General features: G+C 60.4%; 24 protein-coding genes. 13 read left to right on the forward strand and 11 right to left on the reverse strand.

Annotation, left to right across the window (positions count from 1 at the left end; genetic code table 11):
- Window positions 1-2: 2 nt before the first annotated feature.
- The 5 genes from livM to P5706_RS02620 all read left to right on the forward strand — a co-directional run bounded on the left by livM (window position 3) and on the right by P5706_RS02620 (window position 5,583).
- Window positions 3-1,280: a high-affinity branched-chain amino acid ABC transporter permease LivM gene (livM, locus tag P5706_RS02600; RefSeq protein WP_200432002.1), complete on the forward strand. Its 1,278-nt coding sequence runs from the start codon at window positions 3-5 to the stop codon at window positions 1,278-1,280.
- A complete protein-coding gene (locus P5706_RS02605; RefSeq protein WP_017136078.1) occupies window positions 1,277-2,152 on the forward strand; it encodes an ABC transporter ATP-binding protein in 876 nt (291 codons plus the stop codon). The genes livM and P5706_RS02605 overlap by 4 nt, the downstream gene beginning before the upstream one ends.
- A complete protein-coding gene (locus P5706_RS02610) occupies window positions 2,149-2,865 on the forward strand; it encodes an ABC transporter ATP-binding protein (RefSeq protein ID WP_285678497.1) in 717 nt (238 codons plus the stop codon). The genes P5706_RS02605 and P5706_RS02610 overlap by 4 nt, the downstream gene beginning before the upstream one ends.
- A gap of 821 nt (window positions 2,866-3,686) precedes the next feature.
- A complete protein-coding gene (locus tag P5706_RS02615) occupies window positions 3,687-4,454 on the forward strand; it encodes an SDR family oxidoreductase (RefSeq protein ID WP_017136080.1) in 768 nt (255 codons plus the stop codon).
- Between the two features lie 223 nt (window positions 4,455-4,677).
- A complete protein-coding gene (locus tag P5706_RS02620) occupies window positions 4,678-5,583 on the forward strand; it encodes a cation diffusion facilitator family transporter (protein WP_056860506.1) in 906 nt (301 codons plus the stop codon).
- Between the two features lie 102 nt (window positions 5,584-5,685).
- On the opposite strand, the gene P5706_RS02625 is transcribed toward P5706_RS02620, so the two are convergent.
- The 5 genes from P5706_RS02625 to ureE form a co-directional block, all read right to left on the reverse strand.
- Window positions 5,686-6,795: an AGE family epimerase/isomerase gene (locus tag P5706_RS02625; protein WP_285678498.1), complete on the reverse strand. Its 1,110-nt coding sequence runs from the start codon at window positions 6,793-6,795 to the stop codon at window positions 5,686-5,688.
- Between the two features lie 171 nt (window positions 6,796-6,966).
- A complete protein-coding gene (locus tag P5706_RS02630) occupies window positions 6,967-7,539 on the reverse strand; it encodes a HupE/UreJ family protein (protein WP_285678499.1) in 573 nt (190 codons plus the stop codon).
- Window positions 7,540-7,561: 22 nt separating this feature from the next.
- On the reverse strand, window positions 7,562-8,176 hold the full coding sequence (gene ureG / locus P5706_RS02635; RefSeq protein WP_028615537.1) for an urease accessory protein UreG: 615 nt from the start codon (window positions 8,174-8,176) through the stop codon (window positions 7,562-7,564).
- Between the two features lie 10 nt (window positions 8,177-8,186).
- Window positions 8,187-8,861: an urease accessory protein UreF gene (locus P5706_RS02640; protein ID WP_285678500.1), complete on the reverse strand. Its 675-nt coding sequence runs from the start codon at window positions 8,859-8,861 to the stop codon at window positions 8,187-8,189.
- Window positions 8,858-9,358: an urease accessory protein UreE gene (ureE, locus tag P5706_RS02645; RefSeq protein WP_200431996.1), complete on the reverse strand. Its 501-nt coding sequence runs from the start codon at window positions 9,356-9,358 to the stop codon at window positions 8,858-8,860. Before ureE ends, P5706_RS02640 begins: the two co-directional genes overlap by 4 nt.
- A gap of 339 nt (window positions 9,359-9,697) precedes the next feature.
- On the opposite strand from ureE, the gene P5706_RS02650 reads away from it, so the two are divergent.
- Window positions 9,698-10,186 (forward strand): C40 family peptidase, encoded by a 489-nt coding sequence (locus P5706_RS02650; protein ID WP_285678501.1) that lies wholly within the window; start codon window positions 9,698-9,700, stop codon window positions 10,184-10,186.
- A 6-nt stretch (window positions 10,187-10,192) separates the two neighbouring features.
- On the opposite strand, the gene P5706_RS02655 is transcribed toward P5706_RS02650, so the two are convergent.
- Window positions 10,193-10,825, reverse strand: coding sequence for a TetR family transcriptional regulator (locus P5706_RS02655; RefSeq protein WP_017136792.1), 633 nt, complete (start codon window positions 10,823-10,825; stop codon window positions 10,193-10,195).
- Between the two features lie 153 nt (window positions 10,826-10,978).
- Window positions 10,979-11,389: a hypothetical protein gene (locus P5706_RS02660; protein ID WP_056860500.1), complete on the reverse strand. Its 411-nt coding sequence runs from the start codon at window positions 11,387-11,389 to the stop codon at window positions 10,979-10,981.
- A gap of 346 nt (window positions 11,390-11,735) precedes the next feature.
- On the opposite strand from P5706_RS02660, the gene P5706_RS02665 reads away from it, so the two are divergent.
- A complete protein-coding gene (locus P5706_RS02665) occupies window positions 11,736-13,802 on the forward strand; it encodes an AsmA family protein (protein WP_285678502.1) in 2,067 nt (688 codons plus the stop codon).
- Between the two features lie 366 nt (window positions 13,803-14,168).
- Here the strand turns inward: P5706_RS02665 and P5706_RS02670 are convergent, their stop codons facing one another.
- Entirely contained in the window at window positions 14,169-14,699 is a 531-nt protein-coding gene (locus P5706_RS02670; protein ID WP_200431993.1) for a ferritin-like domain-containing protein, read from the reverse strand.
- 200 nt (window positions 14,700-14,899) lie between these two features.
- Between P5706_RS02670 and P5706_RS02675 the strand changes: the two genes are divergently transcribed.
- Complete coding sequence (locus P5706_RS02675) at window positions 14,900-15,790, forward strand: esterase/lipase family protein (RefSeq protein WP_285678503.1); 891 nt, start codon at window positions 14,900-14,902, stop codon at window positions 15,788-15,790.
- Between the two features lie 128 nt (window positions 15,791-15,918).
- Here the strand turns inward: P5706_RS02675 and P5706_RS02680 are convergent, their stop codons facing one another.
- Entirely contained in the window at window positions 15,919-16,806 is an 888-nt protein-coding gene (locus P5706_RS02680) for a DMT family transporter (RefSeq protein WP_285678504.1), read from the reverse strand.
- 97 nt (window positions 16,807-16,903) lie between these two features.
- On the opposite strand from P5706_RS02680, the gene P5706_RS02685 reads away from it, so the two are divergent.
- The 3 genes from P5706_RS02685 to P5706_RS02695 all read left to right on the forward strand — a co-directional run bounded on the left by P5706_RS02685 (window position 16,904) and on the right by P5706_RS02695 (window position 19,326).
- Entirely contained in the window at window positions 16,904-17,692 is a 789-nt protein-coding gene (locus tag P5706_RS02685) for an AraC family transcriptional regulator (protein ID WP_285678505.1), read from the forward strand.
- Between the two features lie 72 nt (window positions 17,693-17,764).
- Window positions 17,765-18,067: a PsiF family protein gene (locus P5706_RS02690; RefSeq protein WP_200431989.1), complete on the forward strand. Its 303-nt coding sequence runs from the start codon at window positions 17,765-17,767 to the stop codon at window positions 18,065-18,067.
- Between the two features lie 245 nt (window positions 18,068-18,312).
- Window positions 18,313-19,326: an AI-2E family transporter gene (locus P5706_RS02695; protein WP_056860493.1), complete on the forward strand. Its 1,014-nt coding sequence runs from the start codon at window positions 18,313-18,315 to the stop codon at window positions 19,324-19,326.
- A gap of 110 nt (window positions 19,327-19,436) precedes the next feature.
- Here P5706_RS02695 and P5706_RS02700 read toward each other — a convergent pair whose 3' ends face one another.
- Entirely contained in the window at window positions 19,437-20,711 is a 1,275-nt protein-coding gene (locus P5706_RS02700; protein WP_176991761.1) for an Hsp70 family protein, read from the reverse strand.
- Window positions 20,712-20,949: 238 nt separating this feature from the next.
- On the opposite strand from P5706_RS02700, the gene P5706_RS02705 reads away from it, so the two are divergent.
- Together P5706_RS02705 and P5706_RS02710 are read left to right on the forward strand one after the other, a co-directional pair.
- Window positions 20,950-21,888 (forward strand): DnaJ C-terminal domain-containing protein, encoded by a 939-nt coding sequence (locus P5706_RS02705; RefSeq protein ID WP_285678506.1) that lies wholly within the window; start codon window positions 20,950-20,952, stop codon window positions 21,886-21,888.
- A 360-nt stretch (window positions 21,889-22,248) separates the two neighbouring features.
- Window positions 22,249-22,560 carry a hypothetical protein gene (locus tag P5706_RS02710; RefSeq protein ID WP_285678507.1) on the forward strand — a complete coding sequence of 104 codons (312 nt, stop codon included), beginning with the start codon at window positions 22,249-22,251 and terminating at the stop codon, window positions 22,558-22,560.
- On the opposite strand, the gene ureC is transcribed toward P5706_RS02710, so the two are convergent.
- Window positions 22,545-24,245, reverse strand: coding sequence for an urease subunit alpha (gene ureC / locus P5706_RS02715; protein WP_285678508.1), 1,701 nt, complete (start codon window positions 24,243-24,245; stop codon window positions 22,545-22,547). The genes P5706_RS02710 and ureC overlap by 16 nt on opposite strands.
- Window positions 24,246-24,260 lie beyond the last annotated feature (15 nt).

Below are 24,260 nucleotides of genomic sequence, written 5' to 3' on the forward strand. Positions count from 1 at the left end.
ACATGTCTGCTGCCAAATCTATCGATATCAAGAAAAGTGTGGTCGATACGGTCCTTGCCGGGCTGATTTCGTTGATCGTGTTCGGCCCGATTGTCGGCGTGGTCCTCGACGGCTACAGCTTCAACCTGGAACCGGCCCGTGTGGCCACGTTGGTCGCCATCGTGATGGCCGGGCGCTTTGCCTTGAGCCTGTTCCTGCAAACCCCCAAGGGCATCAAGATCCTGCAGGGCTTCGAGAGCAGTGGCTCCGGCGTGCACGTGTTGCCGCCGGACTACAAATCGCGACTGCGCTGGATCATCCCGGCACTGATCGTGATCGCCATCGTGTTCCCGATCTTCGCCAACAAATACCTGCTGACCGTGGTGATCCTCGGGCTGATCTACGTGTTGCTCGGCCTTGGCCTGAACATCGTGGTGGGCCTGGCCGGCTTGCTCGACCTGGGTTACGTGGCGTTCTACGCCATCGGCGCCTACGGCCTGGCACTCGGTTACCAATACCTCGGCCTGGGTTTCTGGAGTGTGTTGCCCCTGGCAGCCATCGCTGCCGCGCTGGCGGGATGCATACTCGGGTTCCCGGTGCTGCGAATGCACGGTGACTACCTGGCCATCGTGACCCTGGGCTTTGGTGAAATCATCCGCCTGGTGCTCAACAACTGGTTGTCGTTCACCGGCGGCCCCAACGGTATGCCGGTGCCTTCGCCGACCTTCCTCGGCCTGGAGTTCGGGCGCAAGGCCAAGGATGGCGGGATTCCATTCCACGAGTTCTTCGGCATCGATTACAACCCCAACATCAAGTTCATGTTCATCTACATCGTGCTCTTCCTGGTGGTGCTGGCCGTGCTGTACATCAAGCACCGCCTGACCCGCATGCCAGTGGGCCGCGCTTGGGAAGCCTTGCGCGAAGATGAAATCGCCTGCCGCTCCATGGGCCTGAACCATGTGCTGGTCAAGCTTTCGGCGTTCACTATCGGGGCCTCGACTGCGGGCCTGGCCGGGGTGTTCTTTGCCAGCTACCAGGGCTTCGTCAACCCGTCGTCGTTTACCTTCTTCGAGTCGGCGCTGATCCTGGCCATCGTGGTGCTGGGCGGCATGGGTTCGACGGTGGGTGTGGTGATTGCGGCGTTCGTATTGACGGTTGCGCCTGAACTGCTGCGCAGCTTCTCCGAATACCGCGTGCTGCTGTTTGGCGTGTTGATGGTGGTGATGATGATCTGGCGACCGCGCGGCTTGATCCGCATCAGCCGTACCGGTGTGACCCCACGTAAAGGAGTGGCGCCATGAGCAAGGAAGTCGTCCTCTCAGTGGAACACCTGATGATGCACTTCGGTGGCATCAAGGCCTTGAGCGACGTGAGCCTCAAGGTCAAACGCAACTCGATCTTCGCCCTGATCGGCCCCAACGGCGCGGGCAAGACCACGGTGTTCAACTGCCTCACCGGCTTCTACAAAGCCAGCGGCGGCAAGATCGAACTGAATATTCGTGGCAAGCAGACCAACGTGATCCAGTTGCTCGGCGAACGCTTCAAGGCCGTCGACTTTGTGTCGCCAAAAAGCTTCTTCAGCCGCGTGTACTACAAGATGTTCGGCGGCACCCACCTGGTCAACCGCGCAGGGTTGGCGCGGACCTTCCAGAACATTCGCCTGTTCAAGGAAATGTCGGTGCTGGAAAACCTGCTGGTGGCCCAGCACATGTGGGTCAACCGCAACATGCTGGCGGGCATCCTCAATACCAAGGGCTACCGCAAGGCCGAAAGCGATGCCCTCGACCACGCCTTCTATTGGCTCGAAGTGGTGGACCTGGTGGACTGCGCCAACCGCCTGGCCGGTGAGCTTTCCTACGGCCAGCAGCGCCGCCTGGAGATCGCCCGCGCCATGTGCACCCGGCCGCAGATCATCTGCCTGGACGAACCGGCCGCAGGCCTCAACCCGCAGGAAACCGAAGCCCTCAGCGCGATGATTCGCCTGCTGCGCGACGAACACGACCTGACAGTGGTGCTGATCGAACACGACATGGGCATGGTGATGAGTATTTCCGACCACATCGTGGTGCTCGACCACGGCAACGTGATCGCCGAAGGCGGCCCGGATGCAATCCGCAACGACCCGAAAGTGATCGCCGCCTACCTGGGCGCAGACGAAGAGGAACTGGTATGAGTGCGCCTATCCTCGAAATCAAGGACCTGGACGTGTTTTACGGCCCGATCCAGGCCCTCAAAAAAGTCTCTCTGCACATCAACGAAGGCGAAACCGTGAGCCTGATCGGCTCCAACGGCGCGGGTAAATCCACGTTGCTGATGTCGATTTTCGGCCAGCCGCGCGCCGAGTCCGGGCAAATTCTGTACAACGGCGTCGACATTACCCATAAGTCGTCCCACTACATCGCCTCCAACGGCATTGCACAGTCGCCGGAAGGGCGGCGGGTGTTCCCCGACATGACCGTCGAGGAGAACCTGCTGATGGGCACCATCCCGATTGGCGACAAGTTTGCGCAGGAAGACATGCAGCGCATGTTCGAGCTGTTCCCACGGCTCAAGGAGCGGCGCACCCAGCGCGCAATGACCATGTCGGGTGGTGAGCAGCAAATGCTCGCTATCGCCCGCGCGCTGATGAGCCGGCCCAAACTGCTGTTGCTGGACGAACCGAGCCTGGGCCTGGCGCCCATTGTGGTGAAGCAAATCTTTTCTACACTGCGCGAGCTGGCGGCCACCGGGATGACCATCTTCCTGGTGGAACAGAACGCTAACCACGCGCTGCGCCTGTCGGACCGGGCGTATGTGATGGTTAACGGCGAGATCCGCCTGACGGGCACCGGTAAGGAATTGCTGGTGAATGAGGAAGTGCGCAACGCCTACCTCGGCGGGCATTGATCTAAAGGCATGACGCAATAACCCCATGTGGGAACCGGCTCTCTGTGGGAGCTGGCTTGCCTGCGATGCAAGCACCTCGGTCTTTCAGGTAGACGGAGGAGATGCCATCGCAGGCAAGCCAGCTCCCACATGAAACGGTTCCCACATGTGTTTTTGGGGCGTTTTCAGTGCTCCCGCCAAATTGTGGAAAACAAATCCAGCCACCCTCCAAAGCGCGACATATAGCCGCCGCAAATCCCTGTTTTGTCACAGTTTTGACTTGTCCCCATCCGCTGTGGAACCGGCTGTGGGTAACGTGGGAGTAGCTGGCTGCAAGCCTTTAAAACCGTGGCTTGCAGCGTGGTGGTTGTTTATTGATCAGCCGGTTTTTGCGGGCCTGCCGAGGGTTTTGTCAACCTGTTTAAAGACACAGGTATATGACTGATTTATGTCGGCTCAGCCTGTGGATAAGTCTGTGACTAAACTCTGGAAAGACTGCCGCAGAGGCCGGAATGACTGGCCTGGAGCCATCGTTCGGATTTTCCCTATTGCCATTGGGCTACATACGCCTTGGCCAAGGTCAAGCAAAAAACTTTCTGAAATCGCCTGCAAGCCTTGTCCAGAGCGGCTTGGCGCTTTTTACACTTGCCCCCAAAGACTGTGGGCGCAGTTGTGGATAACCTGCGTGCATATGGCTGCAAGCCACGTTCTATAAGGCTTTGCGTGCCGTGATCAAAAAACAACCAGGCCTGCATGAAGTTATGCGCTTAGCGGTTGCCGCAATCGCGGCGTAAGGGCATTCTGCTGGCTGTTTTTTTCTCGATGCCCGCAAGGAGAACACCATGTCCGACACGCTGTTTATTACTGGCGCCACCTCAGGTTTCGGCGAAGCTTGCGCCCGTCGTTTTGCTGATGCCGGCTGGAAACTGGTGCTTACCGGCCGTCGTGCTGACCGTTTGAATGCCTTGGTCGAAGAGCTTTCCAAGCAGACCGAAGTGCATGGCCTGGTGGTGGACGTGCGTGACCGCAAGGGTATGGAAGAGGCCATCGCCAACCTGCCACCGTCGTTCGCCAAGCTGCGCGGGCTGATCAACAACGCCGGCCTGGCCGTGGGCACCGACCCTGCGCCCAAGTGCAGCCTCGACGATTGGGAAACCATGGTCGACACCAACATCAAAGGCCTGCTGACCACCACCAACCTGCTGTTGCCGCGCCTGATCGCCCACGGCCGTGGCGCCGGCATCATCAACCTGGGTTCTATCGCCGGTAACTACCCATACCCGGGCAGCCACGTGTATGGCGGCTCCAAGGCGTTCGTGAAGCAGTTCTCGCTGAACCTGCGTTGCGACCTGCAAGGCACCGGCGTGCGTGTGACCAACATCGAGCCGGGCCTGTGTGAGAGCGAGTTCTCGCTGGTGCGCTTTGGCGGTGACCAGGCGCGTTATGACGCGACCTATGCCGGTGCCGAGCCGATCCAGCCGCAGGATATTGCCGACACGATCTTCTGGGTGATGAATACTCCGGCGCACGTCAACATCAACCGGTTGGAGCTGATGCCGGTGAGCCAGACCTGGGCCGGGTTTGCGATTGAGCGTGGGGCCAAGGGCTGAAACTGATTGTTGTTGTTGTGGCGAGGGAGCTTGCTCCCGCTGGGGCGCGCAGCGGCCCTAAGATTTTGGGGCTGCTGCGCAGCCCAGCGGGAGCAAGCTCCCTCGCCACAAGGTTTCCGGTGTCTCAGAAGGCGGCAAATCGGCCAAAACACGACATAAGGTACACTCCACTCCTGAAAACCCCTCCGCACTGTGCGGTTTAAAGGTTTTGACGGGAGGAAATGTGAGTAACCGAGGTGAGCAGGCACTGCTCAAACAATCGACGATTCTGATGTTCGCAGTCGCGATCGCCGGGATTGTCACGGGTGTGATATCTGGCGCCCAATCCATTCTATTCGACGGCTTTTTCTCGCTGATCGCCACCGCCATCAAGGTGCTGATGCTGATCACGGCCAAGCTGATCGCCAAGAAAAGCAACGAGCGTTTTCAGTTCGGCTACTGGCACCTGGAACCGATGGTGCTGCTGATCGAAGGCAGCTTCCTGTTGCTGATCGCGATCTACGCGTTTCTCAACGGCGTGTTCGGCATTATCAATGGCGGGCGTGAGATTGAGTTGGGGCTGGTGATCGTCTACGCGGCGGTGTTTACCGTGGTCGAGTTTGCCTACTTCTTCTACGTGCGCTATCGCAATCGCACGCTCAAATCTTCACTGATCCAGTTCGACAACATCAGTTGGCTGGTGGACGCGATGCTGTCGGTGGGCTTGCTGATCAGCTTTCTCGCCGCGCTGTTGCTCAAGTCCCAGGGGTATGGCGAGTGGGCGGTGTATGTCGACCCATTGATCCTGATTCTGCTGGCCCTGAGCATGCTGGCGCCGGCGTTCAAGATCCTGCGCCCGGCGTTGCGTGAGGTGCTGGGCATTGCCCCGGACCATTTGGACGACAAAGTGCGCGAAGTGATGGACGCGGCACAGGCCAGGCATGGTTTCGATGACTACGTGTCCTACGTGCAAAAGCACGGGCGGGCGCGGTTTATCGAGATTCATGTGGTGCTGCCGGCCAACTACCCGGTGGCTAATGTGGCGACGCTGGATGAGCTGCGCGAGGAGATATCCACAGGGTTGGGTACGCCGGATGCGGCGCGCTGGCTGACGATCAGTTTTACTGGGGATCGCAAGTGGATTGCATGACAGTCAGGTAGACCGCTATCGCAGGCAAGCCAGCTCCTACATTTGACTGTGTTCACACATCAAAATGTGGGAGCTGGCTTGCCAGCGATGAGGCACTAAAGGTCAACCCAGATGCTGGATCAGGCCCTGATAGCAGGTGGCCAAGTGATACGGCGTAGTCGACGGCATATCCCGCCGGCTCACCGCGCCCTCGGCATCCAGGCATTCATGCCAGCCGTTCTCATGCAAAAAGCGCTGTTGCAGCGCCAGCAATTGGCGTTGCAGCAGCGCCTCACTGCCAGGCCGCAAGGTCAGCGCCCGCAGGTATTCAGCCTGAGCCCAGATCCTTTGAGTGCCGTCGCGCACGCTGCCATCCAGCGCGAGCATGCCGCTGACCGCGCCACTTAATTTATCCACACCCTTAAGCTCTGCATAGGCAAATGCCCGCGTCAGCGAGGCATGCAACGGTGTGCCGCGCAGCACGTCCGACGATTCGAGCAAAAAGAACCATTCGAACTGGTGCCCCGGCTCAAACCAGTTATCCACAGCGCCCAGCGGTTTCTCCATCATCACGCCGTGCTGGCGGTCGATGAAGCGCTTTTGCAGGGCGGTGGCGAGGTCCAGCAGCGCATCCTGGGTGATCGCGTCTTCACGCACGGCCAGCGTGGCGAGAAAGCCTTCGGCCAGGTGCATCAGTGGGTTTTGCAGTGGGCCGGACTTGAGCGATGACCAGTTGCGCTCCAATACGGCTTCGTACAGGCCGTCGCCGGTGGCAAAACGTTCGGCGACCACGGCCAGGGCCGCATCGAGTACCGACTCCACCAACGGCTCGCGTACCTTGGCCCAATAGTGGGCGCAGGCGAAGATGATGAAGGCGTGGGTGTAGAGGTCTTTGCGCTTGTCCAGCGGTTTGCCGTGGGCGTCGATGCTGTAGAACCAGCCGCCATGCTCGGCATCATGGAAGTGCCGTTGCAGCGAACGAAACAGTGCCGCCGCGCGTTCTTCGGCAAACGCAGCACCCGGCTCGCCGATCAGGCTGGCGAACAGGTACAACTGCCGGGCGCAGGCCATGGCGCGATAGCGTTGTGGGGGCAATGGCTGGTGATCGGCGCCCAATGCTTCGTAGGGCAGCGCCAACTCGGCATTCCAGCCCGGGCCTTGCCACAGCGGCACGATCAGGGTGTGGAAGTGCGTGAGCACGGCATTCAAGGAAGGTTGGGAAGCGATGGGCATCGGCTGGCGTCGTCACGGCAGAGGTGTAGGCGCGCATGGTAGCAGGCTTGAGTTCTGTGGTGTTTGTGCCACCGCCATCGCAGGCAAGCCAGCTCCCACCTTTGGATCTGTGAACACAGTCAAAGGTGGGAGCTGGCTTGCCTGCGATGGGGCCTTCAGCAGCGCCGCCAATCAGCCCGCCAGCAACCAGACCCCAGTCGCCGCCGAAGCTGCGCCGGCAACCCGCACCAACGGTGCAGCAGCGGTCGGCAGAAAACGCACCACGGCATAGCCGGCAGCATGCAGAGCCGCCGTCGCGGCAACAAACCCGGCCGCATACGCCCACGGGTTGGACATGTCCGGCAGCTCCAGGCCGTGCGCCACACCGTGGAACAGCGCAAACAACGCCGTCGCCGCCACCGCCACAAACAACGGCGGCCGTACTGCCAGCGCCACCGCCAAGCCCAGCGCCAGCACCGAGGTGGCAATCCCGCTTTCCAGCGCCGGCAGTTCCAGGCCTTCAAAGCCGAGCAGGCCGCCTATCAACATGGTGCCGACAAACGCGCAAGGCAGTGCCCAGCGCGCCTTGCCTTGTTGCTGCGCGGCCCACAGCCCGACCGCGACCATGGCCAGTAAATGATCAATACCGCCCAGCGGGTGGCTGATACCGGCCACCAGCCCATTATCGCCATGCCCGGGGTGAGCGAAGGCGAGAGCCGGTGCCAGCAGCAAGGCGGCGGTTGCGAGAAGTTTGTTGAGACCCATACAGGCTCCTTTTGGGGGGTGATCAGGCTGCAGTCAGCAAACCCTGACGTTCGATAAAGGCGACGATTTCATCCAGGCCGACGCCGGTTTTCTGGTTGCTGAACACAAAGGGCTTACCATTGCGCATGCGTGTGGTGTCGCTGTTCATCAGTTCCAGCGAGGCGCCGACCAGGGGCGCCAGGTCGATCTTGTTGATGACCAGCAAGTCGGATTTGCAAATACCGGGCCCACCCTTGCGCGGCAGCTTGTCACCGGCAGACACATCGATCACGTAGATGGTCAGGTCTGACAGTTCCGGGCTGAACGTGGCCGACAAGTTGTCGCCGCCAGACTCCACCAGGATCAGGTCCAGGCCGGGGAAGCGGCGGTTGAGTTGGTCGACCGCTTCGAGGTTGATCGAGGCGTCTTCACGAATCGCCGTGTGCGGGCAGCCGCCGGTTTCCACGCCGATGATGCGCTCGGGTGCCAACGCTTGGTTGCGCACCAGAAAATCCGCGTCTTCGCGGGTGTAGATATCGTTGGTGACCACCGCCAGGTTGTAGCGGTCGCGCAGCGCCAGGCACAGCGCCAGGGTCAGGGCGGTCTTGCCGGAGCCCACTGGGCCGCCGATACCGACACGCAAAGGTTGTGTGTTCATGTAGGTTCTCCTAGGAACGGAACAGGCGGCTGTATTGGCGCTCATGGGCCATACACGCCAGGGACAGGCCGAACGCGGCGCTGCCGAAATGGTGAGGGTCGATGCGTGCCGCGTCCTGCTGGGCTTGTTGCAACAGGGGCAGCAATTCGCTGGTCAGGCGTTGGGCGGCTTGCTGGCCCAGCGGCAGGGTTTTCATCAGCACCGCCAATTGGTTTTCCAGCCAGCTCCACAGCCATGCGGCCAGGGCGTCATCGGGGCTGATGTGCCAGGCGCGGGCGGCCAAGGCCCAGCCCAGGGCCAGGTGCGGCTCATCACGTTGGGCCAGGAAGTGGCGTGCGGCATCGTCCAGCTCCGGTAAACCGTTGAGCAGCTGTTGCAGGGAATAGCCCATCTGGCGGCTCTCTTGATACAGCTCGCGCGTCTCGCGGCTGGCGCGGTGTTCTTCGCACAGTTGCGCCAAACGCGGCCAATCCTGTTCGGCGGCGGCGCGGCAATGGGCGAGCAACAGCGGCGCTTCGAAACGGGCGAGGTTGAGCAGCAACTGGTCGCTGATCCAGCGCCGGGCACTGGCTGCATCATTGACCCGGCCGTTCTCCACCGCCATCTCCAGCCCTTGGGAATAGCTGTAGCCACCAATCGGCAATTGCGGACTGGCCAGACGTAACAGCGCCCAGGCTGGGTTCATAGACGCACGCCGAACTGGTGCAGTTTGGGTGGGTAATTGAAATCTTCATCGCCATGACGCGAATGATGATGGCCACCGCCATAGGCACCGTGTTCCGGCTGGAACGGCGCTTCAAGGGTTTGCGTGGTGGCGCCAAGCTGTTCAAGCATGGCCTTGAGTACGTAGTCATCGAGCAGGCGCAGCCAACCGTCGCCGACTTGCAGGGCAACATGGCGATTACCCAGGTGATACGCCGCGCGGGTCAGTTCAAAGGCGTTAATGCAGGTCACGTGCAGCAGTTGTTCAGGGCGGGCGACCACGCGCACTACGCGCCCGTCTTCAGCCTGCAGGCACTCGCCGTCGTGCAGTGGCGGTTGGCCGCGCTCCAGAAACAGGCCGACGTCTTCGCCGTCAGCACTGAAACAGCGCAGGCGGCTTTTGCTGCGGGCTTCGAAGTTGAGCAGCAGTTCAGCGGCCCAGAGGGCTTGGGGGGCGATTCGGCGGTGGATCACCAGCATCAGGAGGCTTCCAGCTATGAGCGATAAATGAGCTAGAGCAAGGGGCTTGCCAACCGTGTGTATAGGCGGGAAATCCCTGTAGGCAAGCACGGACATGCCACCGAATAGGGCGTCAGCCATTTCCTGCCGCGCTTCAATTTGGTGCGTTATCGAATTTATAGCACTGGATAGGGGCGTTTTGCGTTGAGAACCGTTGCGTGGAAGATGAAATTTCCTTCATCTGATTCGCACTGGATTTTTCTCGGATTTGTCCTACGAGATTGAAGGATTTGCCGTTCAAAAAGTTACGCGCTGTTTCATTACGATGTGCGCCGTGTTTAATCCACTGCGACGCCGATCATGTTCAGAGTATTTTTGGTTTCATTCATTGTCAGCTTGTCCTGCGCCGCCATACCAGCCTCGGCCAATTTAAACGTGCCTGTGGCCTTAGAGTCCTCCGCCAGCATCGACAACGTGATCGATCGTGCCCATGAGCTGCTCGGCACGCCGTATAAAAGCGGCGGTAACAAAGTTGACCAGGGCTTTGATTGCAGCAGCTTCATGGTCTATCTGTTCAAGACCGAAGCCAATATCCGCCTGCCGCGCACCACCACAGAAATGCATCGATCAAGCGCCGTGACCGTTCAGCGCGAGGCGCTCAAGCCCGGCGACGCGGTATTTTTCAACGGCAATGGGCGCGGCCAGGTCAGCCATGTCGGCCTTTATATCGGCAAGGGCAAATTCATCCACTCGCCCAGCACCGGCAAGCGCGTGCGGATCGATTCATTGAGCAACAGCTACTGGAAAAAACACTACACCACCGCCAAGCGCTTCCACGCGGCGGGCTGATTGGGCTTATTCGGTGCTGCCCAGCCCTTGCCAATGCTTGAGGCCGATAAAGATAAAGCGCAGTTGCTGGGTGATTTTCGCCTGGGGCGTAAGGTGCGCAGGCAAAGCCTGGGCTGGAGGGTCGATGATGTCGGGCAGGGTGGCGAACACGCTCTTGACGATCAGGTCGGCCATGACGTGCAGGCCGTCGGCATCCAAGTGCTGGAGTTTGGGCATCAACGTGAGGTCGGCAGCCAAGTCGCTGGTGATGTCTTCACGCAGCGCGCCGATGGCTTGGCGCACAGCCAAACAGCCACCGTATTGCTCGCGGGCCAGGAACAGGAATTGCGAACGGTTGGCTGAAACCACGTCCAGAAAAATCCGCACAGAGGCATCAATGATGCCGCCCATCACGAACTCGTTGTGACGGACCAGGCGAATGGTGGCGCGAAAGGTCTGGCCGACTTCACTGACCAGGACGAGCCCTAGCTGGTCCATATCCTCAAAGTGACGATAGAACCCGGTTGGCACGATCCCGGCGGTCTTGGCCACTTCGCGCAGGCTCAGGCTGCCAAACCCACGGCCACACTCCATCAGATGGCGGGCTGCGTCCATCAAGGCAAGGCGGGTCTGTTGCTTTTGTTCGGCGCGGGGCAGCATCGGCGGGCGGGCTTTGTCGGCAAGTACAGCGACGCACTCTAGCAAAACAGCTTCAGCTACGTCGAACTTGGCGGGATGTTGGGGTGTGATGCGGTTCAGATAAAAGCAAAAGCCCGATCTTCAGATCGGGCTTTTTTCTCGGCCACCACGGGGTTAGCTCTGTGCTTGATGCAGTTCTTGCAGACGGTCTGCACCGCCTTCAGCAACGCCTTCGGTGTAAGCGCGTTTGTTGGCTTGTTCAGCACCACCTTCTACCAGACCTTTCTGTTCCAGGCGATCACGGCCACCTTCAGCAACGCCTTCGGTGTAAGCACGTTTGTTGGCTTGTTCAGCGCCGCCTTCTACCAGGCCTTTCTCTTCCAGGCGGTTGCGACCGTTTTCAGCCACAGCGCCTTTGGCGTAGTCGCGGTTTTCATCTTCTTGCGAACCGCTGCGGGCCAGGGTCTGGCTCGACTGAACGGCTTGAGCTTTGTTCTGTGGGGTGGCTTGTTCAGCGGCTGGGAGGGCAAATGCGCTCGAAGCCAGGACCGACAGCAGAACAGTAGCGAGTATTTGGCGTTTCATGATGGGTTGCTCCTTGGGAGGGCGATAAAGTGGGTACAGGGCTAATGTTACTCTCGAGAAGTCGATATAAAAGTTCATAAACACAATGGTAATAATCAACAGAATTGATTGTTCCCCGCAGAGGCTCTAGAACGCGCCTCTCAAGCCCGCGCTTTTGCACCGTGGTGGGTATTTTCGACACGAACGTGGGTAACAATGGTGCGCCACCGATGATGAAAACTGTCTGGTCGATCAGGAATGTGGCTTTTTGCGACTAAATCGCTGATCGGGTTAAACCCCCAGGCGGTTTGCCAGTCGTAGCCTTATGAGCTGTAGTTTTGCTATCTGTGTTGAGGAGTCCTGTGCAATGACGCGCACTCGTAAAATCGTGGTTTGGAGCTGCGCCAGCTTCGCTGTGTTAATCGCTATCGTGGTCTTGGTGCTGGTGTTTTTTGATTGGAACCGCATCAAGCCGCCGCTCAATGCCAAGGTCTCCGAAGAACTGCATCGCCCGTTTGCCATTAATGGCAACCTCGCCGTGGTGTGGGCGCGCGAGCCCGATGAAGGCGGTTGGCGTGCCTGGGTGCCGTGGCCGCACGTGATCGCCGAAGACCTGACCCTGGGCAACCCGGACTGGTCAAAAAAACCGCAGATGGTCACGCTCAAGCGTGTGGAATTGCGCATTTCACCCCTGGCCTTGCTGGCCCAGCGCGTGGTGATCCCGCGTATCGACCTCACCGAGCCAAGCGCCGACTTGCAGCGCCTCGCTGACGGTCGCGCCAACTGGACTTTCAAGTTCGACCCCAAAGACCCCAACGCTGAGCCCTCCAGCTGGGTCGTGGATATCGGCTCCATCGGCTTCGACAAGGGCCACGTCACCCTCGATGACCAAACCCTCAAGACCCAGTTGGACGTGATCATCGACCTGCTCGGCAAGCCGATTCCCTTTGGCGAAATCGTCGGCGATGCGGATGCCAAGAAGGCCCTGGAAAAAGGCTCGGCACCGCAGGATTACGCATTCGGCCTCAAGGTCAAAGGCCAGTATCACGGCCAGAAGCTCGACGGCACCGGCAAGATCGGCGGGCTGCTGGCCTTGCAGGACGCGGCCAAGCCGTTCCCACTGCAAGCTCAGGTGAAGATCGCCGACACCAGCATCGCGCTGGCCGGCACCCTGACCGACCCGCTGAACCTGGGCGCCCTGGACCTGCGGCTGAAACTGTCCGGCAGCAGCCTGGGCAACCTTTACCCGCTGACCGGCGTGACGTTGCCCGATTCTCCGGCCTATTCCACCGACGGCCATCTGATCGCCAAACTGCACGAGGCCAGCGGAGCGTCATTCACCTACGAAAATTTCAACGGCAAGATTGGCGACAGCGATATCCACGGCAACCTCAGCTACGTCGCCAGCCAGCCACGCCCCAAGCTCAGCGGTACGCTGGTGTCCAACCAACTGCTGATGACCGACCTTGCGCCGCTGATTGGTGCCGACTCCAACGCCAAGCAAAAGGCCCGTGGTGGCGAGAGCAAGCAACCGGCGACCAAAGTGCTGCCGGTGGAAGAGTTTCGCACCGAGCGCTGGCGGGATATGGACGCCGATGTGGAATTCACCGGCAAACGCATCGTGCACAGCGCCGACCTGCCGTTTACCGACCTCTACACCCACTTGGTTCTCAACGATGGCGAGCTGAGCCTGCAACCCCTGCGCTTTGGTGTGGCGGGTGGCAAGCTGGATGCGCAGATCCGCTTGAACGGGCGCATCACGCCGATGGAGGGCCGTGCCAGGTTGACGGCGCGCAACTTCAAGCTCAAGCAGTTGTTCCCGACATTCGAGCCGATGAAGACCAGCTTTGGTGAACTCAACGGTGATGCCGATATTTCCGGGCGAGGCAACTCCGTGGCGGCCTTGTTGGGCACGTCCAACGGTGACCTGAAAATGCTGATCAATGACGGCGCCATCAGCCGCGGCCTGATGGAAATTGCCGGGCTCAACGTGGGCAACTACGTGGTCGGTCGCTTGTTTGGCGATAAGGAAGTGAAGATCAACTGTGCGGCGGCGGACTTTGGCATCAAGACCGGTCTGGCGACGACACGGCTGTTTGTGTTCGATACCGAGAACGCGATTATCTATATCGATGGCACGGCGAACATGGCGACCGAGCAGTTGGACTTGACCATCACACCAGAGTCCAAGGGCTTCCGCCTGTTCTCCCTGCGCTCACCGTTGTACGTCAATGGCCCGTTTATCAAGCCTAATGCGGGTGTAAAGGCCGTGCCGCTGATGTTGCGGGGTGCCGGCATGGTCGCGCTGGGCGTAATCGCCGGCCCGGCTGCCGGGTTGCTGGCGTTGGTCGCACCAAGCGGCGATGAGCCCAACCAGTGCGCACCGTTGCTGCAACAGATGAAGGAAGGCAAGGCGCCGAAAACCGTTAAATAAGGCGTCCGCTCCTAACGGGAATGTGACGCAGAGCGTCACTGGATGCATTCCCACGCGGAGCGTGGGAGCGATCAGTAGTCGGCGCAAAAAAATGTGGAAGCTGGCTTGCCTGCGATAAGGATCGTTCCCACGCTCCGCGTGGGAATGCCGCCCAGGACGCTCTGCGTCCGCTCCTAAAGGGGGTGTGACGCAGAGCGTCACTGGATGCATTCCCATGCGGAGCGTGGGAACGATCAGGAACCGGCGCAAAAAAATGTGGGAGCTGGCTTGCCTGCGATAGCGGTGTAACAGTCGATACAGGCACTGACTGTCGGATTGCTATCGCGGGCAAGCCCGCTCCCACATGGGGTTCAGCGGTGATGCGGGTTACAGGTCCTGCAGAATATCCGCCATGTCATCGGCGTGTTCTTCTTCCTGGGCCAGGATGTCTTCGAAGATGCGACGTGTAGTCGGGTCTTTATCACCGATGTACTGGATGATTTCGCGATAGCTGTCCACCGCAATCCGTTCGGCCACCAGATCTTCGTAGACCATTTCCTTCAGGGTGTTGCCGGCCACGTATTGAGCGTGGGAGTTCTTCGACAGCAGGTCGGGGTTGAACTCCGGCTCACCGCCCAGCTGCACGATGCGCTCGGCCAGTTTGTCGGCGTGCTCGGCTTCCTGGGTGGCGTGCTCCAGGAACTCATCGGCGGCGACACTGGCTTTCAGGCCGCTGGCCATGAAGTAGTGACGCTTGTAGCGCAACACGCAGACCAGTTCAGTGGCCAGCGACTCGTTGAGCAGGCGAATAATTTCCTCACGGTCGGCGTCATAGCCTTCGGTCACGGCGCCGTTTTCGACGTGCTGGCGGGCGCGGCTGCGCAGAGTGGCAACGTCAGTCAAATGTGCTTGGGTCATCTCAATCTCCTGGTGCTAATCCGGTTTTGCGCCACGCTCTGTTGGCGTGATCACTCCAAGTTGTGAGTCCCGGCTGACGCAAAAAGTTTTATCGGATTTCACACCGTCTGACCGGGCACTTCTAAACGGCTTAGTCATGGGGCAGTCATGTCGGTTGGTCTAGGATGGCATTATCGCTTTTCCGACCTGGATGTTGCCCCATGCCCGATTCCCTCGCCACGCGTTACCCCTTGGTGTTGGTACCCGGCATGCTGGGCTTTGTGCGCGTAGGCTTCTTCCCTTACTGGTACGGGATTGTCCCGGCACTGCGGGCGGGTGGGGCGCAGGTATTTGCGATTCAGGTGGCGCCGTTGGATTCCAGCGAGGTGCGCGGCGAGCAGTTGCTGGTGCACATCGAGCAGATCCGCCGCAAGACCGGCGCCGACAAGGTCAACCTGATCGGCCACAGCCAGGGCGCGCTCACCGCGCGTTATGCCGCCGCCATGCGCCCGGAGTGGGTCGCGTCAGTGACGTCGGTGGCAGGGCCGAACCATGGCTCGGAGCTGGCGGACCATATCCACGCCCACTACCCGCCTGACAGCGTGAAAGGCAGGCTGATGAGCGCGGTGTTTCACCTGGTCGCCTGGTGGATGGGCGTGCTGGAAACCGGCTATCGCGGCCCGCGCTTCAAGGCTGATCTCGTGGCCTCGCACCATTCCCTGACGAGTGCCGGTGTGGCCGTGTTTAACCGCCAGTATCCCCAAGGGCTGCCCGCTACCTGGGGCGGGCAGGGCGCCGAGGTGGTCAATGGCGTGCGTTATTACTCGTGGTCCGGCACCTTGCAGCCGGGCAAGACCGATCGTGGGCGCAACCTGCTGGATGGCACGAATCGCAGTTGCCGGTTATTCGCCCGCAGCTTTGTGCGTGAGAAGGGCCAGTGTGACGGCATGGTCGGGCGCTACAGCTCGCACCTGGGCACGGTTATCGGCGATGACTACGCCCTGGATCACTTCGATATCGTCAACCAATCCATGGGGCTGGTGGGCAAGGGCGCCGAGCCGATTCGGTTGTTTGTCGAGCATGCGCGGCGGCTGAAGGCGGCGGGGGTTTAACCGGGAGACCGCGTTATCGTTGATCGCAGGCAAGCCAGCTCCCACAGTTGGCCCCATTCCAACGCTGGAACCCGGTCAACTGTGGGAGCTGGCTTGTCGAATCGTCGCACCGCTGCGATGGCGATCTGTCAGGCGACGCCAACCTCACGGCGCACCGGCGTAATCCAACGCTCCGACAAAATCACCCCGCCCAAGGTCAGCAAACCGCCGACCAAGTGATACATCGCCAACTCTTCCTTCAATACCAGCGCCGCAATCAACGCGGTAATCAACGGCAGCAAGTTGAAAAACAGCGTGGTGCGGCTTGGCCCCAGGTGTTTGACCGAGTGCATCCACGCCAGTGGCGCCAGCATCGATGCCAGCAAACACGCATACAGCACCAGCGGAATATTGGCCCAGCCCAAGCCAGCCTTGGCCGAGAACAGGAACAACGGAAACAGCACCACCACCGCCACCAGGATCTGCAAATACAGCAATACCAGCGGCGGCAGGCGCAGTTGCCATTTTTTCAGCAGGGTGCTGTAGACGGCGTAGGCCAGGGTGGCGAACAGCATCATCGCGTCACCCAGGTTGAGCCCGTGTTGCAGCAATGCGCCGAGGTTGCCGGCCGACACCACCACCACTACCCCTGCGAACGACAGCACCGCACCGGTCAGCGCGCCGAAGGTGAGGCGTTGGCCGAGGCTGATGATGGCGGCAGTCAGCGACATCAACGGCATCAGCGAAAGGATGATGCCCATGTTGGTGGCACTGGTCAGCGTCGCGGCGTAATAGGCCAGGCTTTGATACACCGCCATACCCAGCACGCCGAGGATAAAGATCTTGCCCAGGTTCGGGCGGATCAGCGCCCAGTTGGCCAGCACCGGCTTGAGCATGAACGGGGTAAACAGCAGCGCCGCCAGTAACCAGCGGTAAAAGCCGATTTCGGCGGGGAAGATCGAGCCCACGGCCAGCTTGTTGACCACGGTGTTGCCGGCCCAGATAAAGATGGCCAGCAGGGGATACGCGTATTGCATCGAAAGAAACCAGGTGTGTTGATGAGCCGGGATTATCCCCTGTCTGGATAGAAGCCTATACTGCGATCCAGACAACCGACCTTTGTATCCAGACATTATGGCCAGACATACCGTACGCCTCGCGGATTTTCGCAGCCTGCCGAGCCCGGTGTACTTCCGCTACTCCGAATTCGCCCCCGACACCGAATGCACGCCGCACCGGCATGGTTGGGGCTCGTTGGACTATTCGGCCAATGGCGTGATGCGCATGGAAGTGGCCGGCAACCGCTTTATGTCGCCACCGCAGTACGCGGTCTGGATCCCACCCAATACCGAGCACAGTTCCTACAACGCCCAGGCGATTGTCTATCGCTCAGTGGGCCTGGCCCCGGAACTCTGCGCGCAACTGCCGCAGGCGCCGTGCACTTTAGCGATCAGCGAGATTCTCAAGGCGATCCTCAGCGACTTTGCCCAGCGTGACGTCAATATGCCGCAGACCGAGGCCGATATACGCCTGGCCCAGGTGCTGGTGGACCAGCTGAAGCAGGCACCGGTGCATGATTGCTTTCTGCCTTACGCGCGCCACCCCGGGCTGCTCAGCGTGCTCGAAGGCATGCAGGCCGACCCTGGGGACAATCGCCCGCTGGCGCAGTGGGCCGAGCAAGTGCATGTAAGTGAGCGCACCCTGGCCCGTCAGTTCGTGCGTGAGTTGGGCATCAGCTTCGGCGAATGGCGCCAGCGCCTGCGTTACCTCGCCGCCATCGAAGCCCTGGACAGCGACCGCAGTGTGCAACACGTGGCGTTTGACTTGGGCTACAGCACCGCCTCGGCGTTTATCGCCATGTTCCAGCGTCACGCCAGCTGCACCCCGGAGCAGTACCGCCGGTCGAATATTCGCGGGCGCTGAAGATGTAACAGGTTTTGACTACACTGCTGCGTAGGCCGCGCCCCTTTGGTGCGGTAACAGGGAGAAAACTCCATGAAGATGCTGCGTATTCCGTTGTTGATGATGGGCCTGCTGCTGTGTTCCCAAGGCTTCGCTGCCACAGCCCAGCAAAATAAAATGACCACCTGCAATGCTGAAGCCACCACCAAGACGCTCAAAGGTGATGACCGCAAGGCCTTTATGAAGACCTGCCTGTCGGCGCCAGCTGCCAACGATGCCAAGACCCTGACCCCGCAGCAGCAGAAAATGAAAGACTGCAATGCCACGGCGAAAACCAAGGCGTTGGCTGGCGATGCGCGTAAAACCTTTATGAGCACCTGCCTCAAGGGCAGCTAACAACACGCATCCCATGTGGGAGTCGGGCTTGCTGTGGCGAGCAAGCTTGCTTGCGCTGGGGTGCGAAGCACCCCCAAAAAAGCCGGCTCTGCGCTGTCGAACGGGATGGTTCGACGACTCGACAAGCGCCCTCGCCACTGCAAGCCAGCTCCCACACTTGATCGTGTTCACCACCACGCCTCTCGCTTGATTCTCTCAAGGCTGGCAGACTGCCCATCCTTTAACGCCGTTCGTTTTGAGGCTGTATGCCAACGTTTTCTCAGCGTCACGTGTTGTTGCTGGTCAGTTGCATCATCATTTTCGGCGGGCTATTGCTGGTCCTGCCGCTCAAGCTGCTGCCGAGCCTGCTGGCTGGCCTGTTGGTTTATGAACTGGTCAACATGCTTACCCCGCAGTTGCAGCGACTGATTGAAGGCCGGCGTGCGCGTTGGCTGGCGGTAGCCTTGCTGGGCACCTTGATCGTCAGCGTGCTGACCCTGATCTTCGCCGGCGCCATCAGCTTCCTGCTGCACGAGGCGGAAAATCCCGGGGCTTCCCTGGACAAATTCATGGGCGTGGTCGACCGCGCGCGCGGGCAACTGCCGCCGTTCGTCGACGCCTACTTGCCCGCCAGCGCGGCCGAGTTTCGCGTGGCCATCGGCGATTGGTTGAGCAAGCACTTGAGCGAACTGCAACTGGTCGGCAAAGACGCCGCCCACATGTTCGTCACCCTGCTGATCGGCATGGTGCTCGGCGCCATCATCGCCCTGCAGCGTGTGCCCGACCTGACCAAACGCAAACCCCTGGCGGCCGCGCTGTTCGACCGCCTGCACCTGTTGGTCCAGGCGTTTCGCAATATCGTCTTCGCCCAGATCAAGATTGCCGCGCTCAATACGGCCTTCACTGCGATTTTTCTCGCGGTTGTGTTGCCGCTCTGCGGCATTCACCTGCCTCTGACCAAAACCCTGATCGTGCTGACCTTCCTGGTCGGCCTGCTGCCGGTGATCGGCAACCTGATCTCCAACACCCTGATCACCATCGTCGCGCTGTCGCTGTCGATTTGGGTGGCGGTGGCGGCGTTGGGGTATTTGATCGTGATCCACAAGGTCGAGTACTTCCTCAACGCGCGCATCGTCGGCGGGCAGATCAGTGCCAAATCCTGGGAATTGCTCCTGGCGATGCTGGTGTTTGAAGCCGCATTCGGCCTGCCGGGTGTGGTGGCGGGGCCGATTTATTATGCGTATCTGAAGAGTGAGTTGAAGCTGGCGGGGATGGTTTAACCGTTCCCACGCTCTGCGTGGGAATGCTGCCCTGGACGCTCTGCGTCCGCCGTTGAAGTCGTGACGCGGAGCGTCACAGGATGCATTCCCACGCGGAGCGTGGGAACGGTCTACTCCATTGCGCCGTAGCGCTTGCTCGCCTCAATCGCCAGACCGCTGCCGATACTGCCGAAGATATTGCCTTCTACATGCCGCGCATTCGGCAGCATGGCCGAGATGCTGTGACGCAGTGCCGGAATGCCGCTGGAACCGCCGGTAAAGAACACCGTGTCCACCTGTGCCACGCTTACCGAAGCATCATTGAGCAATTGTGTGACGCTGTTGCGCACACGTTCCAGCAAGGCGTCGATGGACGACTCGAACAATGCCCGGCTCAGGTCGACGCTCAGGCCTTTTTCGATGCGGTCCAGGGCCACATGGCGGCTGTCTTCGTGGGTCAACTGGATCTTGGTTTCTTCCACTTCCATCGCCAGCCAGTGCCCGGCGCGCTGTTCGATCAGCTTGAACAGGCGGTCAATGCCGCCGGTGTCTTCGATGTCGTAGCGCATGCTGCCAAGGGCCAGCTGGGATTTTTGCGAGTACACCGAGTTGATGGTGTGCCAGGTGGCCAGGTTCATGTGGTGGCTGGTGGGCATGTAGGCGCCGCTTTTCATGCGGCTGCCGTAGCCGAACAGCGGCATCATGCCTTGCAGGCTGAGTTGTTTGTCGAAGTCGGTGCCGCCGATGTGCACGCCGCCGGTGGCAAGGATGTCGCTCTGGCGGTTGTCGTTGTGACGCCGGTCCGGCGACAGGCGCACCAGCGAGAAGTCTGAAGTACCACCGCCGATGTCGACGATCAGCACCAGCTCTTCTTTCTCGATGGTGGACTCGTAGTCGAAGGCGGCCGCAATCGGCTCGTACTGGAACGAGATGTCCTTGAAGCCGATCTTGCGCGCCACATCCACCAAGGTGTTTTCGGCTTCCTGGTCGGCCATCGGGTCGTCGTCGACGAAGAACACCGGGCGGCCCAGCACCACCTCCTCGAACTCGCGGCCGGCGTTGGCCTCGGCGCGGCTCTTGAGTTGGCCGATAAACAGTGCCAGCAGGTCGGTGAACGGCATGGCCGTGCCCAATACGCTGGTGTCGTGCTTGATCAGCTTGGAACCCAGCAGGCTCTTGAGCGAGCGCATCAGCCGGCCTTCGTAGTTTTCCAGGTATTCGTGCAGCGCCAGGCGACCGTACACCGGGCGGCGCTCCTCGAAGTTGAAGAACACCACCGACGGCAGGGTGATCTTGTCGTCCTCCAGCGCAATAAGCGTCTCCTCGCCGGGGCGGATCCAGCCGACGGTGGAGTTGGACGTGCCGAAGTCGATGCCGCAGGCACGGGCTGGGGATGTGTTGTTCATGTCTTCCAGGTTCCGGTTAAAAAACGGCCGCGCAGTGTATGTCACTCGAGCGCGGATGCGTAGGCCGACTATCCGCTAAATCGTGCTTGAAAGCTGGGTATTTGCCCCCACATCTGTTGCATACGGCTAGCGCCGATAACACTTTGACGCACCCCCAGGCCACACCACTCAACAGGTGCAAAGCAGCGCACGTTGTGCCCCGGGCTGTGCGATCTCGATTAAGGATGGTGAACCGCCGATGGATTTCAAAGACTATTACAAGATATTGGGTGTCGAGCCGAGCGCCGATGACAAGGAAATCAAGGCCGCCTATCGCAAGCTCGCGCGCAAATATCACCCGGACGTGAGCAAGGAAAAGGACGCCGAAGAGAAATTCAAAGATGCGTCCGAAGCCTACGAGGCGCTCAAAAGCGCCGACAAACGCGCCGAGTACGATGAGCTGCGTAAATACGGCCAGCATGGCCAGCCGTTCCAGGGGCCACCGGGCTGGCAGAGCCGTGGCGGTTTTGGTGGCGGCCAGGAAGCGGGTGACTTTTCGGACTTCTTCAGCTCGATCTTCGGCTCGCGCGGCGACGCCTTTGGCGGCGGCCAGCGCCGTCCTACCGGGCGCAAGGGCCAGGATGTGGAGATGCAACTGACCGTTTCCCTTGAGGAAACGCTGTCTACCGAGTCCAAGCAGATCAACTTCCAGGTGCCGCAATACGACGCCTCGGGCCGGCACGTCAGCAACACCACCAAGAGCCTTAACGTGAAGATCCCCGCCGGCGTGGCCGACGGCGAGCGCATCCGTCTCAAAGGCCAGGGCGCGCCCGGCATTGGCGGTGGTGCCAATGGTGATCTGTACCTGATCATCAAGTTTGCGCCGCACGCAAAATTTGAGGTGGATGGTGAAAACCTGATCATCAACTTGCCGCTGGCACCGTGGGAATTGGCCTTGGGCGCGGAAGTCGCCGTGCCGACCCTCACCGGTAAGATCAACCTCAAGGTGCCCGCCGGCAGCCAGAACGGCCAGCGCATGCGCGCCAAGGGCCATGGCTTGCTGAATAAGGCCGGGCAGCGCGGCTATCTGTTCGTGCAACTCAAGGCGGTGATGCCGAAAACCAGCGATGACGAGGTCAAGGCGCTGTGGCAGGCGTTGGCGGAAAAAGCTGCGTTCGATCCACGCGAGCACTTCTAAGCCCGTTAACTATGTAGGCTTTTCACCACGGGTCGTTCGATCGGCTGGGACCTTTGTTCTCAACCAAGAACGACCCGGTTTGCCGGAAACGCTCACAGAGTTGGACGTGTCCGAAAACCGGATTGTGTTGGATCAGCCGGCGGTCGACAGTCTGCGCGGGCTGACCCGCTTGAACTTCCTGTCGCTGGATAACAACCCGTTAGCCGTGCATTTGCCCAATACGATGCTCAGGGCAGGGAAGTCGAGACGATCGATGAGGTGGAAATCCACATGATCTCTCCCACCCGGTTGGCTGAACGTCTGAATTTGCCGTGGCAATCCCGGCAGATGAAGTATGCCGAGGACAATGTGCAGCCCTAGGTGATCGAGGATGCCTTCATACGGGTGAAGTCATTGGAAGGAGCGGAGTTATTGGCGCCGCAGCTTGCTACCCAGCCGCTGTGGAGAGACTTTGTCTATCAGTCCGAGCCGCAGCCTTTTAACGCGTTGCGTGCCCGGCCCGAGGCTCTGCTGGATGCGCTTGAGGCGCCGCAACCGATCAGCCAGGCGCAGTATGACGCTGACCTGGCGTTGATCGTGGCGGAAGAAAAAGCGCTGTTTTTGACATTCACCCAGCAAGCTATCGTGCGCACTGGCTTGCTACGTATCAAGGAGCCTCAAAACAGGAAGTAACGTTGTGCCATCGGTAGCACGTCGGCCGGCTCGCACCATAGCAGTACGCCGTCGGCCTTGACCTGATAGGTCTGCGGATCGACCTCGATTTGCGGTAGGTAGTCGTTGTGGATCAGGTCGGTTTTCTGCACATCACGGCAGCCTTTGACCACCGCGATCTGCTTCTTCAACCCCAATGCCTCAGGCAAGCCTGCGTCGTGGGCGGCCTGGCTGATAAAGGTCAGGCTGGTGGCGTGCAGCGAGCTGCCGAAGCTGGCGAACATCGGGCGGTAGTGCACCGGCTGCGGTGTCGGGATCGAGGCGTTGGCGTCACCCATCAGGCTTGAGGCAATCGCGCCACCCTTGAGAATCAAGGTCGGTTTGATGCCGAAGAACGCCGGGCGCCACAGCACCAGGTCGGCCCACTTGCCCACCTCGATCGAGCCGACGATGTGGCTGACGCCGTGGGTAATCGCCGGGTTGATGGTGTACTTGGCGATATAGCGCTTGGCGCGGAAGTTGTCATTGCCGGGGCCGTCGCCGGGCAAGGCGCCGCGCTGTTTTTTCATCTTGTCGGCGGTCTGCCAGGTGCGCGTGATCACTTCGCCGACACGGCCCATGGCCTGGCTGTCGGAGCTGATCATCGAGAACGCGCCCAGATCGTGCAGGATATCTTCGGCGGCAATGGTCTCGCGGCGGATGCGGCTTTCGGCGAAGGCCACATCTTCGGCGATGCTCGGGTCCAGGTGATGGCAGACCATCAGCATGTCCAAGTGCTCGTCGATGGTGTTGCGCGTGAACGGCCGCGTCGGGTTGGTTGAGCTGGGCAGCACGTTGGCGAAACCACACGCCTTGATGATATCCGGCGCGTGGCCGCCACCGGCACCTTCGGTGTGGTAGGTGTGAATGGTGCGGCCCTTGAGCGCGGCCAGGGTGGTTTCGACGAAGCCGGACTCGTTCAGCGTGTCGCTGTGGATCGCCACCTGCACGTCGTACTCGTCGGCCACGCTCAGGCAGTTGTCGATGCTGGCGGGGGTGGTGCCCCAGTCTTCATGCAGCTTGAGGCCGATGGCGCCGGCCTTGACCTGTTCGATCAGCGGCTCGGGCAAACTGGCGTTGCCCTTGCCGGTAAAACCGATGTTCATCGGGAACGAATCGCTGGCTTGCAGCATGCGCGCCAAATGCCACGGGCCGGAGGTGCAGGTGGTGGCATTGGTGCCGGTAGCCGGGCCGGTGCCGCCGCCAATCATGGTGGTGACGCCGCTGGTCAGCGCCTCTTCGATCTGCTGTGGGCAAATGAAATGCACGTGGCTGTCGATGCCGCCGGCGGTGAGGATCATGCCTTCACCGGCAATCACCTCGGTACTGGCGCCGATGGCCATGGTCACGCCGGGCTGGATATCCGGGTTGCCGGCTTTGCCGATCGCGTGAATGCGGCCGTTTTTGAGGCCGACATCGGCTTTGACGATACCCCAGTGGTCGATGATCAGCGCGTTGGTGATCAAGGTGTCGACCACCTCGCGGGCGAGCAATTGGCTTTGGCCCTGGCCGTCGCGGATCACCTTGCCACCGCCGAATTTGACTTCTTCGCCGTAGACGGTGAAGTCCTGTTCGACTTCGACGAACAGGTCGGTGTCGGCCAGGCGGACCTTGTCACCGACGGTGGGGCCGTACATGTCGGCGTAGGCTTGGCGGCTGATCTTCATGTGTGTATGCCCTGA

Source organism: Pseudomonas sp. ChxA (assembly GCF_030263855.1).
Lineage (GTDB): Bacteria > Pseudomonadota > Gammaproteobacteria > Pseudomonadales > Pseudomonadaceae > Aquipseudomonas > Aquipseudomonas fluorescens_CB.

Coding starts and splice junctions, on each gene's coding strand:
- livM (WP_200432002.1), top strand. CDS start 3: ATGTCTGCTGCCAAATCTATCGATATCAAGAAAAGTGTGGTCGATACG.
- P5706_RS02605 (WP_017136078.1), top strand. CDS start 1,277: ATGAGCAAGGAAGTCGTCCTCTCAGTGGAACACCTGATGATGCACTTC.
- P5706_RS02610 (WP_285678497.1), top strand. CDS start 2,149: ATGAGTGCGCCTATCCTCGAAATCAAGGACCTGGACGTGTTTTACGGC.
- P5706_RS02615 (WP_017136080.1), top strand. CDS start 3,687: ATGTCCGACACGCTGTTTATTACTGGCGCCACCTCAGGTTTCGGCGAA.
- P5706_RS02625 (WP_285678498.1), bottom strand. CDS start 6,795: ATGCCCATCGCTTCCCAACCTTCCTTGAATGCCGTGCTCACGCACTTC.
- P5706_RS02630 (WP_285678499.1), bottom strand. CDS start 7,539: ATGGGTCTCAACAAACTTCTCGCAACCGCCGCCTTGCTGCTGGCACCG.
- ureG (WP_028615537.1), bottom strand. CDS start 8,176: ATGAACACACAACCTTTGCGTGTCGGTATCGGCGGCCCAGTGGGCTCC.
- P5706_RS02640 (WP_285678500.1), bottom strand. CDS start 8,861: ATGAACCCAGCCTGGGCGCTGTTACGTCTGGCCAGTCCGCAATTGCCG.
- ureE (WP_200431996.1), bottom strand. CDS start 9,358: ATGCTGGTGATCCACCGCCGAATCGCCCCCCAAGCCCTCTGGGCCGCT.
- P5706_RS02650 (WP_285678501.1), top strand. CDS start 9,698: ATGTTCAGAGTATTTTTGGTTTCATTCATTGTCAGCTTGTCCTGCGCC.
- P5706_RS02655 (WP_017136792.1), bottom strand. CDS start 10,825: ATGCTGCCCCGCGCCGAACAAAAGCAACAGACCCGCCTTGCCTTGATG.
- P5706_RS02660 (WP_056860500.1), bottom strand. CDS start 11,389: ATGAAACGCCAAATACTCGCTACTGTTCTGCTGTCGGTCCTGGCTTCG.
- P5706_RS02665 (WP_285678502.1), top strand. CDS start 11,736: ATGACGCGCACTCGTAAAATCGTGGTTTGGAGCTGCGCCAGCTTCGCT.
- P5706_RS02670 (WP_200431993.1), bottom strand. CDS start 14,699: ATGACCCAAGCACATTTGACTGACGTTGCCACTCTGCGCAGCCGCGCC.
- P5706_RS02675 (WP_285678503.1), top strand. CDS start 14,900: ATGCCCGATTCCCTCGCCACGCGTTACCCCTTGGTGTTGGTACCCGGC.
- P5706_RS02680 (WP_285678504.1), bottom strand. CDS start 16,806: ATGCAATACGCGTATCCCCTGCTGGCCATCTTTATCTGGGCCGGCAAC.
- P5706_RS02685 (WP_285678505.1), top strand. CDS start 16,904: ATGGCCAGACATACCGTACGCCTCGCGGATTTTCGCAGCCTGCCGAGC.
- P5706_RS02690 (WP_200431989.1), top strand. CDS start 17,765: ATGAAGATGCTGCGTATTCCGTTGTTGATGATGGGCCTGCTGCTGTGT.
- P5706_RS02695 (WP_056860493.1), top strand. CDS start 18,313: ATGCCAACGTTTTCTCAGCGTCACGTGTTGTTGCTGGTCAGTTGCATC.
- P5706_RS02700 (WP_176991761.1), bottom strand. CDS start 20,711: ATGAACAACACATCCCCAGCCCGTGCCTGCGGCATCGACTTCGGCACG.
- P5706_RS02705 (WP_285678506.1), top strand. CDS start 20,950: ATGGATTTCAAAGACTATTACAAGATATTGGGTGTCGAGCCGAGCGCC.
- ureC (WP_285678508.1), bottom strand. CDS start 24,245: ATGAAGATCAGCCGCCAAGCCTACGCCGACATGTACGGCCCCACCGTC.